The sequence below is a fragment of the Vibrio neptunius genome, assembly GCA_019339365.1.
Taxonomy (GTDB): domain Bacteria; phylum Pseudomonadota; class Gammaproteobacteria; order Enterobacterales; family Vibrionaceae; genus Vibrio; species Vibrio neptunius.
Window position 1 is genome coordinate 2,074,369 of record CP079859.1, and the last position, 13,920, is coordinate 2,088,288.

Here is a 13,920-nt window from a genome sequence, read left to right on the forward strand (position 1 = left end):
CTTAGCCAGAGTGTGCGAGAAACTCGTTAGTAACCAGTTTTTGTGCCCACTTTTCTCTCCATGATTGGGGGATAAACCTTAATCTTCGGACTTCTCTCGCCATTTCCTGCCCCAATGTCGCTTGGTTCTTTAAGTTCAAAATGGAACCTAACAGTGAGATCTTTGGGCTTTGGAGCAGTTGTTGCGATTTCTGAATTTGACCAGTCGATGTTTTCCCACCCATGACGACCAATACGGTTTGGTCACACGCACTTGCAACGACCTGAGCGGGAATGTTTCCACGGTTTACATGAAGTAAAGGTGAGGTGTCACAAATGACTCTATCGTAGTGCTGTAGCCATTTATCAACGGAGCCACTCAACACACTCGGATCTTTGTAAGCGAGGAGAGTCGACGTTTGCTCCGGTACGGGTAAACCTGTGAAAAGCTGGTGGGAAGATTTGTGTTCCAGCAACACACCTATATCATCGCCTTGAGCGGTAACGTCGAGTGCGGGCTCAAACGCTGGATGAAACAAGTTCAGATCCACCAGGAGGGTTTTATGTCCGCCGAGTAAGTAGCGCTCAGCCAACGCAGAAGCAATGGACGTGACGCCGTCACCTGAGTTGCAACCCGTGAGACACACAGAACGTGCCTCGGCCAACTCAGCCGCGAGGTAGATCTGCTCTACCTCGGTCAATGTAGCAGGAATAATCATTACAACGCTCCTATCAATACAATGGTGGTTGTCAATCGTAGGATGTCTTCAAGGCCTACTCGCGCTCTTTCAAGGATGCTCTCGCTACGGTCTGGAATGTAAATTGTGTCACCTGCACGTAGCACGGGAAGTTGGTAAATGTTGGCTGTTTTGCTGAAGTCTACGAGGTCAAAAGTGCGAGCTTGACCTTGGCAACAGGACATATTGACGATTGAAATTTTTTCTAAATAGGCTCGTTCCGACGGCCCTCCAGCTTCTGCAAGAATGTCAAGAATGGTCATGTTGTCATCAAACACATAGCGCCCAGGGCTGTTCACTGCGCCAAGCACGCGAACTGTTGACTCTTTACTGGTATCCAGCCAAATTTTGTCTTTCTCTGGGATGTAGATTGTGTCACCCATAGTCACTTTGGGTAGTAGGCTCTCATCTCCAGTTTCGAAATAAAGGGACAGATTAAGTTTGCTGACCTTTGAGTAGGTTTTGTCTCTGTGAGTGATTTTGATGTTATGAATGTCGGCATCTTTGGTTGGGCCATCGGCTGCAGATAGAATATCTAGAAAATGCATGTCTTTTGTAAAACGATAGCGACCCGGAGCGTTGACTTGACCGAAGACATATATGGAGGCATCAGAGCTTTGGCGTACCCATTGTGATTTGTTGTCAGAAGGATCTTGTGGTAAATCGTGGATGCGAATGATGGTGCCGGCGCTGATAGTAGGCAGTTCCGACATCGGTGCTCCGTTGATGATAAACTCATCTAGGTTGAATGTCTCCATTTTGCCGTTGGGTGTCACCACCTCTATTTTTGATGTGTCGGCCCGCAGAGTTGGCCCACCTACATGTGCCAGAAGGTGCATCATGTCCATTTCATCAGACCACTCTATACGTCCTGGCCGAACGACTTCACCGATGACATTGACAGCGCGATCTGGTGAGATCTTTAACCACGATTTCTCGTTCATGTCGGTTTTTTTCAGGCACAAATATCGCGTCACCTGGGTTGATTTGAGGTGGCGCTTTGGTGGTTAAACCTTCTGTGTAAGCCGTTAAATCAAACTTGATGACTTGCCCGTTCGCCTTGATGAGGCGAATTTGACGGGATTCTGCGTAACGGGTTGGGCCGCCCGCGTTGGCCAGAATATCCATAAACGAAGCGCCTTTTTTACCTTCGTAAGCGCCTGGGCTCTTTACTTCACCCATGATGTAGATAACGTTTGAACCCGCACGGATTTCTTCTTCCTGTTTAGGGACGAAAATAGTAGTACCCGGTTGAAGGACAGGAAGAAGTGACGTGTCACCACTGTCGAGATACTCTTTCAGGTTAAAAATTTGAGGCTTGTTATTGCTGATGACACGGATCTGCTCAACGGAAGCGTATCGGGTTACGCCACCAGCACGCATGAGAATATCGACTAAATCTGCCGTATTTTTGAAGGTGAAGGAACCCGGTGCGTTGACTTCACCGAATACCTTAATCGCGGTTCTGTTGTCTCCGCTATCACCAGAATTGGCTAGCTTACTGGCATCAAATTGCTGCTCAATGTTGCCCACCAGAGGTGAAGCTGGGACAAATATGGTGTCCAAAGATTTAAGCTTAGGCAGCAGAGTCTCATCGCCTGTGTCCAAAAAGCTTTTGTAATTGAAAGGAAATTTTTCCTTTCCACGCTTAAGAAGCAAGTTGTTTAACTGTGCACCCGAGCGTAAACCACCAGCGGCATGGATAGCCATTTGAACATCAGCACTTTTTGATAAAGTGTATTCACCGGGAGAGTTTACGTATCCCTGAATAGAGATAAGCACTTGCTGTTCTGAAATGTAAACCGATGCAGTAGACAGATCTCGATATACTTTACTAAGGGCGTTTAGTACTGACTGTTGAAGTTGGTTTTCTGTGTATCCTGCCACGTACAGAGCGCCAACTTCAGGTAAGTTGATTCTACCGCGTTTATCGACTTGGAAGCCCTTGTTTAACGTTTCTTCGCCCGGCAGATTAACCTGAATCATGTCGCCGATTTGAACGCGTTCTAACTCAGCGTTAGCAGAAACAGAAAATAAGCAGGCTAGGGTAATTAATATGAGTTTAATCCACATGATAATAACCTCCATTTAGCTTGTTCTCTGCTAGCTCGTTGGTTTCCACAACTTCAATGCTGACCCTTCGATTGGTGAGTCGAACTCCGTCGGATTCCCCTTCAAAAAGAGGTAAAGATTCGCCAAGAGATTTAGCCTCGATCCTTCTTGGTTCCAAACCAAAAATAGTTAGGTAGCGTTTCACTTGTTTTGCTCTACCCATTGCTAACTTTTGGTTCTGAAGCTCATCTCCGACCGAGTCTGCATGGCCAGTAACGGTAAGGTTTAGTGACTTATGCTCTCGCAAAATGTTGGCTGCTTGGGCAAGGTTCCCCATGTATTTTGGGTTCACTTCTGTTGAGTTGAATGCAAATTGGTTATCTACATTCAGCAGGTTGTAGAGCTTGTCAATGACTGCCAATTGTTGTTGGAAAGAAAATTCATCATGTGGCGGGACACACTTAGCTTGTGACGTTACATAATCAAGTTGTCTCTCGAGTTCGTCTAGACGTTTGCGTTGGATGACGATGTCGTTGGCTGCATCCAACAACAATCCCCCTTCAAGCTCTCTGGCGATTCGGCTCTGTTTTTCAAGTGCCTGAACGACAGCTGCTGGGAAGCACCAGCGAGCACCTTCACGGATGAGTGCATCAAGATGGAGTTTTGCCAATTGCCAATCGAAGCGCAGTCCGTGTTCAGGGCCTAACGGTTCGTCGGGCATGACAGGGGTGAAGCTAGACTGAATGTACTGTTCTGCAAGTCCCCCGCGTCCCTCTTCGGGGTAACTGCTACAGCCAATTACGCTAACTATAGGCACTATCAGGGCTATGTGTTTGATGTAATTTACCATGCCAACTTCCTTTGTTAGTAAGTGAAATCTCGTTTATTGTTTTAGTGAGTGCGAGAGTTCACAGGGATTGCTTTGTTGATACGTAGTAGGTTGATTATCTCCAGTGGTTGACCAGTGACATTCTCGATGCGCATTAGACGCTCTCGTTCTACTAAGCGTTTGTAGAGGTACACTAGGGCGCCAACACCTGACGAATCCAGAAAGCGGACATTGCGGAAATCGATTTCGACTTCTCCGTGTTGGTCAGCGATAATTTCATCAATATGTTTTTGAGCGTGTCGACTGCCGTCAGCATCTAAGTTGCCATCAATTTGAAGGGTAAGGATTTCATTAGTTAGTTCAATTTTACGTAGTTCCATGACGATATCTCCTCAGATAGTTTCCTTAGATAAGGCACTTTACGTGCCAAGAAAAACTGAATAAAAATCATGACCTTATGTTTTTACTCCCTATATTTCTCAATTTGAGAAACGACTTTTCTCAGACTGAGAATCATGCCTATAACTAAAAAGTAGTTGAGGTTCACTGTAACTGATACATCTCTAGGAGTAAGAAACGTTTGAGGTTACTCGAATTGTCACTGGCTATTGATTGAACTTAAGCCAAGAGGGCTGAAAATCACTTCGCTAGGAAACAGCTGGAGTTCGGGGATGCAAATTAAGTTAACCAGTATCGCTATTGCTATTGTGGTCGCTACATCTTTTACTGCTTGGTCAGACAGTCAATCATTGAGTGCCATGCCTTTGGTACAGGCCAACCCTTATAATAGCGACATGAATATTGAGGATTACTGGAAAAGTGAAAAGCTCGATGGTATCCGTGCTATTTGGAATGGCGGTCAATTAACGACACGCACTGGTAAAGTCATACATGCGCCTGATTGGTTCATTAAACCTCTACCGAGTTATGCCGTTGAAGGGGAGTTATGGGCGGGGAGAGGAAAGTTCCATATTGTCCAACAAACAGTTTTAGATAAAGAACTCGTTGAGTCATCTTGGAAGCAGATTGATTTCATGCTGTTTGATATGCCACAAGCCATCGGTGACTATCGAAAGCGGTATGACAATCTTCGTGATTTGGTGGAAGACATAGCCGCACCACATATTAAGTTTATTGAGCATTCGCCGATTCGCTCTGAACAGGAACTGTTTCATGATCCCAGACAATGTCAGCGAGAAAAAAGGCGAAGGGTTGATGTTAAGGAAGATCACCAGTCGTTATCAGGCTGGTCGTAGTAGTGATCTACTGAAGATGAAGAAGCACCAAGATGCAGAAGGCTTGGTGGTTGGTTACAAAGTCGGTAAAGGAAAGTACAGCGGTCAGATGGGAGCGCTACTTGTCCAGTTGGATTCGGGTATAGAATTTTATATAGGTACAGGCTTTACTGATGAACAGCGCCGAAACCCGCCTAAACTCGGTTCAATCATCACATTTAGATACAATGGCTACACACAAAACGGTGTGCCTAAATTCGCGCGTTATATGAGAGAAAGGCCGGAGTATATTAGCGAGTAGGAGAGGCTCCGCAACGTTTGAACAAGTTTTGCCAATACTCGATATGTTCTTTTGTCGCTGCTCTGAAAGCTTGGTGGTATTGTTTGATCGGGTATTGATAGTTTTCGTGGCTTTTATCGACAAAGTCTATTAAAGGGTTGAGTTCATTGTAAATGCTATCGACTTTGGCGAGGTATGGCTGTATTTCGCCAATGAAAAACTCATTAAACACGTTTCTGAGGTAGCGAAATTTAGTCGTATTTCTTCCTTGACCGCATAGGATGGTCTCATCATGACCTTTCAGTTGTTGAGTTATGACGTTTAGCTTATTTGCGGCATTTAGCATTGAATAGCTAAGTGGGCCTAAAACGGCATTTTTTTCTAGTACTTCCTGATAGGGCGTAAGTGCTTTTAAAGTGCTTGTGTAATCCAGCGTTTCACTGCCTGAAAATCCAGAATCGATATGATTGAATGCTTGAATGACCGGAGTGCTGCCTCTACCTTGCTCAACAGATAACCATTCCGTCGCTTCCAGTTGGTGGCGCATCGCATCACTTGAAAACACTAGGTTGGTAAAATGCGCTGGTAATTGTTTGAGCTTCTGTTGTTGGATTGAAGCTAATTGTGTTTTAAGCGCAGAGGAAATGTTAGGGCTCATTAAGCAACGCTCGATACCGTAACTCACTTGGACTTGGTAATCGAAATTTCGAAACTGGTCCTGAACTTTGCCTAATACTGAATTTTTTTCTGCAACAAGATTGAATAAACCGCATTTTCTAAGCTCATAACTGTCGAGAAGACCTATGCTAATGCTGGGGATGGTAATATGCAGCTCTCTTTTCGTCGGCAGGAACACATTGACGTTATCCGGCATTGTCAATGCTGGTCTATCTTGGACATTGGCGATGCGGCTTAAATAAGTGTCTAAACTGGCGTCCATCGGACTCTTGATAAAATCACAAGCAGAAAGGAAACACAGTGATGCTAAAACAACAAAGATACGCATAGGAGTGATAAATAGTGAAACAGTCAAGGGTTGTTATTAGTTTACGAAATAAATGCAAAAAAGGTCAGCATAGCTGACCTTTTTGGTTATTTTGAGGAAAATTCTAATTGGATATCATCAGGCTGTCTGTGCATCCAACGCAGTCTTAGACCAAGCATTATTGCCGCTGATGAAAGACCGATAATGAAACCTATCCAGAAGCCATGAGCACCCATAGGTTCAACAATCCAATCCGTCATTCCTAAAATGTAGCCAATCGGGAGGCCTAGAATCCAATAGGCGACAAAAGTACGGTTGAATATTGCAGCCATGTCTTTGTATCCCCTCAAGGCACCGGCCGCGACGACTTGTACCGCATCTGTGACTTGATAGATGGCAGCAAATAGCAGCAACTGCAAAGCAATCTCTATAACGGCACGATTGTCAGTGTAAAGTAATGCTACTTGCTCTCTGAGCATAACCGTCAATAGTGCCGTTGATAAGGCGAGTAACACCGCGACAATGACACCTACGCGAGAGGCGATTGCCGCACCTTCTACATTGTTCTCTCCAAGGCTGTGGCCAACACGAATGCTGGTCGCTGCACCAATGCTCATCGGCAGCATAAAGACTAACGATGAAAAGTTAATCGCAACCTGGTGCGCTGCGACGATCAGCGATCCAAGTGGCGCAACCAAGAGTGCAACGACAGCAAATAGGGTCACTTCAAAGAATAACGCGGCTGCAACTGGAAAACCTAGCTTGAATAAACGAACAAGGGGTTTTAGTTGAGGCTTGTGGAATTGGCCGAACAGGTTGATATGGGCAACACGTTTGGATGTCACGACATAAAACAGCAACATAAACAACATGAGCCAATACACGATGGCTGTTGCGACACCACAACCCACGCCGCCCAGTGCAGGAGCACCAAATTTACCGTAAACAAAAATCCAGTTCAGCGGGATATTGAACAGTAGCCCAATGAAGCCAATGACCATTGCGGGCTTGGTGAGTGACATACCATCAGTAAAGCTGCGCAAGGTTTGGAAAAGCAAAAAGGCGGGCACAGCGTATATTACAGCATGCATGTATCCGTTGGTTTTTTCAGCCATTAATTGCTCTACATTCATCAAACCCATTATATTTTGAGTCTGAAAAAGCACGCCAACAATGGGTATAGAGATGAGCAATGCCATTGCGGCACCTTGTTGGATCTCAAATGGAATCTTAACCTGTCGGCCTGAGCCATTGAGTTGAGCGACTACTGGGACCAAGGCCATGAGTAGGCCAACACCAAATAGTATTGAAGGAAGCCAGATACTTGATGCAATGGAAACTGCAGCCATATCGGTCGCACTGACTCCACCTGCCATGACGGTATCGACGAAGCTCATGCCTGTCTGCGCGACGGAAGCAATCAGCACTGGCGTAGCCAATTTGATCAGCTTATTCGCTTCTTGTTTATAACGATGCACGTAAAAACTCCAATGAAAGCAAAGATGCTTTGACTTCTGCAGAATCAAATAATGGAATCGACACGAAAATCAAAGGGGTGAACACCATTGTTATCGATAATTTATACATGGTGGTGTTGTGCTAAATGATAATTAAATGTCACACTAACCTCCACGAAAAACTGTTGGAATTTGCAATGTTTACTGGAATTGTTCAGGGAATGGCGGAAGTCATCGCTATTGAGAAGAAAGAGTCGTTTCAAACTCATGTCATTCGATTGAATTCATCAATGGGCCATGGGTTATCTATAGGGGCTTCAGTGGCGCACAACGGTTGTTGTCTGACCGTAACAAAAATCGATGGAGAACTCGTATCATTCGATCTGATACAGTCTACTTTGAAGCTAACCAATCTGGGTGAGTTGGAGGTTGGTCATTCGGTTAACATTGAGCGCGCTGCCAAATTTGGTGACGAGATTGGCGGTCATACTATGTCTGGCCATATTTCCATGGTGAGTGAAATCGTTGAAGTAATCGACACACCGAACAACAGGACGGTGTGGCTTGAGTTACCTGAGGACATGATGAGGTACGTATTGGTGAAAGGCTTTATTGGTCTAGATGGTTGTTCGCTCACGATTGGTGACGTTGAAGGAAATCGCTTCTCCGTTCATTTGATCCCGGAAACTTTACAAAGAACATTGTTTGGTCAGCGTAAGCAAGGTGACAAGGTAAACGTTGAAATCGATCCCCAGACTCAGGCTATAGTCAATTCAGTTGAACGTGTGCTAGCGGCCAAAGATCAACGTGAGCATTAATAAACAGAAAAGCGCCTTGTGGCGCTTTCTAAAAAATTTGTTCATCGTCGGCATCAATTGAGAGTTCGATTTCGTCCAATTGCTCGTTAACCATCATACTCAGATGAATAGCGTTGCAACAAGCAGGGCAGTCGTCGTAAAAATTCTGGCTACCATTGGTTGCATCTAACGTGATACCAATGGCGTGACCACAATGGGGGCAGGTCACTCTTTTCTCTGTGTATTTTCGCATAGCTCTCTTCCTTACGCCTTTGATGAGATCAATGCCAAAGCCTTGCATACCTGAGCGTCATTTAGGTACATTCCAAAGTCCTGCTTTGAGTGTGTTCAAACTGCTACTGTTAGCTTCGACAATTTAAGCTTAAGTCGCTAAGTTAGTTATAGGCGTAAATTAAGTGAAAAGTTTGAGATGGCTAATAAAACACCGAGCTAGGTGCTTGTATGTGGATTGATGATTTGCTGGTGATTTGCACTTGACCCATTGTTTAACATGCTAATTTAGTAGGTAAGTATTTTGTTAATTAAGCGCTCGCATTGGTCTAAATAATGCCCACCAAACTGATTGTAGTGATTGAGTAGGTGATAAAGGTTATAGATGTCTTTACGTTCGCTATAAGCCAAGTCTAAGGGAAAAATGCTCTCATAGCCTTGATAGAACTCTGGTTGAAAACCACCGAAAAGTTCGGTCATGGCAATGTCGCACTCTCTATCTCCCCAATAACAGGCTGGATCGTAGCAAATAGGGCCAAACACGGACTTGGCCACGTTACCATGCCAGAGGTCTCCGTGCAGTAAAGATGGGCGAGGGTTGTGGTTACCTAATCTGTCCTTCACTAAATGACTAAAGTCATTGATATCGACAAGTGTGATCCCTTTTTCTTTCATTAGCTGAAGTTGCCATCCAATGCGTTGCTCGGCAAAAAAACGTCCCCACTTGCGTCCCCATTTGTTGGGCTGGATAGTTGAACCAATAAAGTTATCTTGGTCAAACCCATATTCTTTCTGCTCCCCCACTGATGGAGCATTGCAAGCTGCTGGCCAAATTTATAACTGTCACGGCTGTCGTCGAGTGGTTTGGTTGGGAGGTAATTCAGAATCAGGAAGGCGTGTTCTTTACTCTTGCCGGTATGAATATGTTCTGGGACGAAAATGGTAGAGCTTTCTCGTAAGATTCGGATGTTTTCTGCTTCTATTTCAAATTGAGAGTAAAAGCCTCGTAGATTGACTTTCACAAAATAGCGTTGCTCTCCATCGCTTATCATGTAGCAATCACTGATGTCACCGCCAGTTAAGCGATTTTTCTCGACAATATCGAACGAGAACATTAATGCTTCAGACAATTGCTCGGCTATGGCGTGCCACATATCCAGATCCGTTTTTGCCGCTGAGTACTGACATTGTAGAATAAGAAATGAGGTATTTCTGAATCAGACTACAAAAATTCAATCATTTAGCAGGAGACAGGATTGAGCTTGTTAATTTGTGAGCTTTGTCATGTCCAACGAGAACCTGTAAACTAGTAAAATAGTTTAGTACTGATAAAAGTTGATCCTAGTTCAAAGCAATCAGTTGGAAATTAAACCAAACTCTTCAACTAAGGTATAAACAACTTTTGAATTTTAATGAGCATCGAGTCGACTTGAGTTGTGAAAACTCATTGATATGGCTTAGTATTAGATAGTGACTCGAAAATAGAATAATTAATGGAGAACGACAGTGGTTGTTGAAACCGATGGCTACCTAGCACTCATTGAGCATCTGGCTTTTAATCTTGATGTCTTTTCATCTGACGATGGGGACACAGGTGCTGAAAGTGTCGAAGATGTTGTTACCGATATGGTAGCGAGTAACATCATGGCCATTTTTGAGCAGAATCCAGAACTGCACTCTAGTGTTCGCTTCCAATTGTTGAAGGAAGCCGACTCAGTAGTAGAAGATTTAGGGGAAGTGTTAGCGGGTGTTTGGGCTAAACCCGCAACTAATGATCAGATTACATTCCTTGATGAGTACATCGCACTGGTTAAAAATCTATTTGATTCCGCAGTCGCTAAATACGACTGATTTCAATTCACCACAGGCGGCGTGGCAACCCGTCTGAAATGCCAGAATTTAGAAGCCCAATAAGGATTGTCCAGCCTGGAAATTATCACACCTTGTGATGTTGAAGCATGTATAAATTGCTTGTTACCTATATACACGCCCACATGACGAACCTTTCTTGATGTTTTGAAAAAGGCTAGATCTCCCACTTGAACTTGCTCATAACTCATCTCGTTTCCGATACTTACCTGTGCCAAGGTGGTGCGGGGTAAATCAATGTTCAGTACTTCTCTGTAAGCTACTTGAACGAAAGCAGAACAATCAATACCGTTGTAATTGTTGCCCCCTAGACGATAGGGGACGCCCTTCCAATCCCTATAGACCTCAAGAAGCCCTTGTTGCACACCTTTTTCATACGATGAGATATGCTTAGCACTATCTAAGGTATTGAAGTCTGTTGAGGAAGGGGAACTGGAGCATCCAGCTAAGAGGAGAACGAACAAAGCGATTGAAAATTGCGGCGTAACTCTATTCATGGTGTCTATTTAACCCCTTGGTGACATTTATCTGTAATATTTTCTAAATAAAATCGCACGCTGATTAAACTTTTGTATGATGTTGGTTCAAAATTATGTCCAAGCAAAAGACGCGTTTCTCACTCTCGCTCATTCAAACGATCAGTGCAGTATTCTTAACGATAACCATACTGGTCATTGGTTTATCTGTCACCAGTATTAAAGGAATTGAGAGAGTTGGTGCTCAATTTGATACGCTTTCAGATCAAGCCCTTCCTCTTGCAATGACCAATGCAAAGCTCACACAAGCCATTCTGGAACAAGTTAAACAACTCGGCTACGGCTCTCAAGTTAGTGATATTGAGAGCCTGAATAGAATCAAGCAACAAACCGTTAACAGTGCGGATGAAACGTTGATGTTAGTCGAACAGGTTTTTGTGATTTCTTCGCAATTCAATCAGGCCATATCGCAACAGCAAGAACTTGCACTTAGAGGGAATATTGAAGCGTTATCGGATTTAACCAATAGAATACTTTCAACCCAGCAGTCGCTGCTGACAATGCAGGGCAGTATAGATTCACAAATGACAGAATTTCGTTATGGCTTGAGCTCGATCGGGCCTGAAATGAATCGAATCAGTTCCTTTCTTGCCGTTGATAACCCAGAATCTTCAGATGCTGCGAATCGATTTATTGCCAGCGCTAGCTCTATGGAGAGCACATTTCTAGTTTTGATGATGCAAACGGATCAAGATAAAGCCATGCAAGAGTACAAGGAAATGCGTAATCGTATTGCTGGGATCAATTTAGCGTTCGATGACTTTTCAGAATGGCACCCTGAGGTTAAAGAATTTGCGAGTTTAATTGCCCCATACGATATGGTCCAAGATGGGTTTTCTGAGTCAGGGGTGCTCAAGCAAATTTTGAAAAAATTAGAGCTGGCACAAAATCAGAGCGTACAGCTTTCCCAAGCGGCGATTTTGGCCAATGATACCATTCAATTGCTTAACAATATTTCCCAGACAGCAGAAGCGCTAATTGATGAGAGTAAACGTGTCGTGAGTAACACAATATATTCTATCAATACGCTACTGATTATTAGTAGTCTGGTGTTGGTCGCGATTATTGTTGTCTCTTGGTTTTCTCTAAAAACTTGGATTAATCGAGGTTTAACAAACATCACTGGTAGTCTTAATAGGCTAACTGAGCATGACTTTACCAACACGGTTACGTTGCTCGGACCATTTGAAATGAAAGAAGTGGCGCGTAAACTCAATCAGGTTATCGAGTCAACCCGTGGTTCTATCTCGACGGTGACGAGAAACTGCGAGACGTTATATCAAACAGCGGAAATTAGTCATGATGCAGCAGAGCAATCCAATCTGAGCTTGGCACGTCAGAATGAATCCCTCACAAACATGGTTGAGACGGTCACGCAACTTGAAGCGTCGATAAAAGAAATCGCGACCGTGACCAATGAATCATACACTGAATCCCAACAAGCGGCAGAGTATTCTGGAAATGGGGTGAAAGTTATCGAGCAGAATCAAGCCAGGCTTCAATCGTTAGAAGACACACTTAACATGAATGAACACTCCATGGTTGAGTTGGACAATCGAGTGAAACAGATTCGTGAAATGGTCGATATGATTTCCGGCATTGCAGAGAATACCAATTTATTGGCGCTCAATGCTGCTATTGAAGCTGCACGAGCAGGAGAGCAAGGAAGAGGGTTTGCCGTGGTTGCTGATGAAGTACGTAAACTGGCCAGCGATACATCGCAACAGACGTCAAACATCCGCGACCGCATGAGTGAATTGGTTGCTGCTGCCGAGAAATCGCGCAGTGCAGTTTCAGCTAGCCGTGGGGAAATGACGTTCGCTCTTGAATCCAGTGAACAAGTAAAAAGTACCTTTGAAAACATTGAGAAAGCGGTTAATCAGATACGTCTTCGAGTGGAGCAAATTACTGTAGCGACAGAAGAACAGGAGAGGGCAACAGCGGATGTAAGCCAGTCCATCGCTCATGTATCGGATCAAGGAGAGCAAACCAAACTTCAACTTGAGTCAATGGTTGAAAATTCAGAACAAGTTGCAGAAATTGCAGGTCATCAACAAGCTATGCTTCATAAGTACGACTTGCCACAATAGTCATTGAATCAGTAACTTATTTCTCTCGAAAGGGCTGGGTTAACATCTTATCCAGCCTTTGTTCGTTTGGCGTCTGGAAAAGTGGAATGCCAATCTTTACCTCATTGTGTCCACGCTCAGGTTGATCGATGTAAGTACCGAACCAGCGATCCCAGATAGAGAGAAAAAAACCAAAGTTAGAATGGGTTTCTCGCGGTATTACTGAGTGGTGCACGCGATGCATGTCTGGTGTGACAATGACTTTGCGTAGAAAATCATCCACCTTGAATGGCAACTTGGCGTTACTGTGATTAAACATCGCACTTGCATTGAGAATGATTTCAAACACGATGATTGCGAGAGGAGAAACACCCAGTGCGACCACAAGTCCAATTTTAATCCACATTGATAACACGATCTCAAAGGGATGGAAGCGGCTGCCTGTCGTGACATCGATATCCTGATCCGCATGATGCATTCTGTGCAATCGCCATAGCCAAGAGACTTTATGAAAGACTAGATGTTGGAGGTAAATCGCCAGATCGAGAAAGATGACACACATGATGACTTGCGCGAATAAGGGGAAATCGAGGTGATTGAGTAAGCCCCATTGCTGTTTGAGCGCAACGTTTGCTGCCTCAAAGGCGAGTACTGGCATAAAGATGCCGAGAAAGACCGAGTTAAACGCGACTAAGCCAAGGTTGTTCAACCAGCGATAAAGTTTATTCTGAGTCAGCTTCTTGCGTGGAGTTAACCATTCCCACAATCCACACAGTATGAGCACTGACAGAAAAAAGCTTAAGCGAATAAGATCTGGATTCTGCATACGACGTTTTTCTCCCACATGGCACTTGCAACGGATTTG

The 13,920-nt window shown here is 44.2% G+C and carries 11 protein-coding genes and 3 pseudogenes; 4 read left to right on the top strand and 10 right to left on the bottom strand.

The annotated features are described in order from the left end of the window. Position 1 precedes the first annotated feature (1 nt). The 4 genes and pseudogenes from KW548_09815 to KW548_09830 all read right to left on the bottom strand — a co-directional run bounded on the left by KW548_09815 (position 2) and on the right by KW548_09830 (position 3,976). Positions 2-697 carry a chromosome partitioning protein ParA gene (locus KW548_09815; GenBank protein ID QXX05531.1) on the bottom strand — a complete coding sequence of 232 codons (696 nt, stop codon included), beginning with the start codon at positions 695-697 and terminating at the stop codon, positions 2-4. After that, positions 697-2,803: pseudogene (locus KW548_09820) on the bottom strand (SLBB domain-containing protein). The gene KW548_09815 and the pseudogene KW548_09820 overlap by 1 nt, the downstream one beginning before the upstream one ends. Further along, the gene (locus KW548_09825; protein ID QXX05532.1) at positions 2,778-3,617 is read right to left on the bottom strand and encodes an OmpA family protein; all 840 of its coding nucleotides are present in this window, start codon (positions 3,615-3,617) and stop codon (positions 2,778-2,780) included. The pseudogene KW548_09820 and the gene KW548_09825 overlap by 26 nt, the downstream one beginning before the upstream one ends. 41 nt (positions 3,618-3,658) lie before the next feature. Next, on the bottom strand, positions 3,659-3,976 hold the full coding sequence (locus tag KW548_09830; GenBank protein QXX05533.1) for an STAS domain-containing protein: 318 nt from the start codon (positions 3,974-3,976) through the stop codon (positions 3,659-3,661). A gap of 291 nt (positions 3,977-4,267) precedes the next feature. Between KW548_09830 and KW548_09835 the strand changes: the two are divergent. Then, a pseudogene (locus KW548_09835) lies at positions 4,268-5,132 on the top strand (DNA ligase). On the opposite strand, the gene KW548_09840 reads toward KW548_09835, so the two are convergent. Then, the gene (locus tag KW548_09840) at positions 5,122-6,051 is read right to left on the bottom strand and encodes a DUF3080 domain-containing protein (GenBank protein QXX05534.1); all 930 of its coding nucleotides are present in this window, start codon (positions 6,049-6,051) and stop codon (positions 5,122-5,124) included. The pseudogene KW548_09835 and the gene KW548_09840 sit on opposite strands and share 11 nt — an antisense overlap. Before the next feature lie 152 nt (positions 6,052-6,203). Beyond that, positions 6,204-7,574: an MATE family efflux transporter gene (locus tag KW548_09845; protein QXX05535.1), complete on the bottom strand. Its 1,371-nt coding sequence runs from the start codon at positions 7,572-7,574 to the stop codon at positions 6,204-6,206. Between the two features lie 176 nt (positions 7,575-7,750). Between KW548_09845 and KW548_09850 the strand changes: the two genes are divergently transcribed. Further along, on the top strand, positions 7,751-8,371 hold the full coding sequence (locus KW548_09850) for a riboflavin synthase subunit alpha (GenBank protein ID QXX05536.1): 621 nt from the start codon (positions 7,751-7,753) through the stop codon (positions 8,369-8,371). 28 nt (positions 8,372-8,399) lie between these two features. On the opposite strand, the gene KW548_09855 is transcribed toward KW548_09850, so the two are convergent. Together KW548_09855 and KW548_09860 are read right to left on the bottom strand one after the other, a co-directional pair. Further along, the gene (locus KW548_09855) at positions 8,400-8,603 is read right to left on the bottom strand and encodes a CPXCG motif-containing cysteine-rich protein (GenBank protein ID QXX05537.1); all 204 of its coding nucleotides are present in this window, start codon (positions 8,601-8,603) and stop codon (positions 8,400-8,402) included. A gap of 266 nt (positions 8,604-8,869) precedes the next feature. Then, positions 8,870-9,735: pseudogene (locus tag KW548_09860) on the bottom strand (fructosamine kinase family protein). A 352-nt stretch (positions 9,736-10,087) separates the two neighbouring features. Here KW548_09860 and KW548_09865 point away from each other — a divergent pair. Beyond that, entirely contained in the window at positions 10,088-10,432 is a 345-nt protein-coding gene (locus KW548_09865) for a DUF3802 family protein (GenBank protein ID QXX05538.1), read from the top strand. 2 nt (positions 10,433-10,434) lie between these two features. Here the strand turns inward: KW548_09865 and KW548_09870 are convergent, their stop codons facing one another. Beyond that, positions 10,435-10,947, bottom strand: coding sequence for a C40 family peptidase (locus KW548_09870; GenBank protein ID QXX05539.1), 513 nt, complete (start codon positions 10,945-10,947; stop codon positions 10,435-10,437). Positions 10,948-11,042: 95 nt separating this feature from the next. Here KW548_09870 and KW548_09875 point away from each other — a divergent pair, with 95 nt between their 5' ends. After that, positions 11,043-13,076 carry a methyl-accepting chemotaxis protein gene (locus KW548_09875; protein QXX05540.1) on the top strand — a complete coding sequence of 678 codons (2,034 nt, stop codon included), beginning with the start codon at positions 11,043-11,045 and terminating at the stop codon, positions 13,074-13,076. Positions 13,077-13,092: 16 nt separating this feature from the next. On the opposite strand, the gene KW548_09880 is transcribed toward KW548_09875, so the two are convergent. Then, positions 13,093-13,881 carry a sterol desaturase family protein gene (locus KW548_09880; protein QXX05541.1) on the bottom strand — a complete coding sequence of 263 codons (789 nt, stop codon included), beginning with the start codon at positions 13,879-13,881 and terminating at the stop codon, positions 13,093-13,095. Positions 13,882-13,920 lie beyond the last annotated feature (39 nt).

Coding starts and splice junctions, on each gene's coding strand:
- KW548_09815 (QXX05531.1), bottom strand. CDS start 697: ATGATTATTCCTGCTACATTGACCGAGGTAGAGCAGATCTACCTCGCG.
- KW548_09825 (QXX05532.1), bottom strand. CDS start 3,617: ATGGTAAATTACATCAAACACATAGCCCTGATAGTGCCTATAGTTAGC.
- KW548_09830 (QXX05533.1), bottom strand. CDS start 3,976: ATGGAACTACGTAAAATTGAACTAACTAATGAAATCCTTACCCTTCAA.
- KW548_09840 (QXX05534.1), bottom strand. CDS start 6,051: ATGGACGCCAGTTTAGACACTTATTTAAGCCGCATCGCCAATGTCCAA.
- KW548_09850 (QXX05536.1), top strand. CDS start 7,751: ATGTTTACTGGAATTGTTCAGGGAATGGCGGAAGTCATCGCTATTGAG.
- KW548_09855 (QXX05537.1), bottom strand. CDS start 8,603: ATGCGAAAATACACAGAGAAAAGAGTGACCTGCCCCCATTGTGGTCAC.
- KW548_09870 (QXX05539.1), bottom strand. CDS start 10,947: ATGAATAGAGTTACGCCGCAATTTTCAATCGCTTTGTTCGTTCTCCTC.
- KW548_09875 (QXX05540.1), top strand. CDS start 11,043: ATGTCCAAGCAAAAGACGCGTTTCTCACTCTCGCTCATTCAAACGATC.
- KW548_09880 (QXX05541.1), bottom strand. CDS start 13,881: ATGCAGAATCCAGATCTTATTCGCTTAAGCTTTTTTCTGTCAGTGCTC.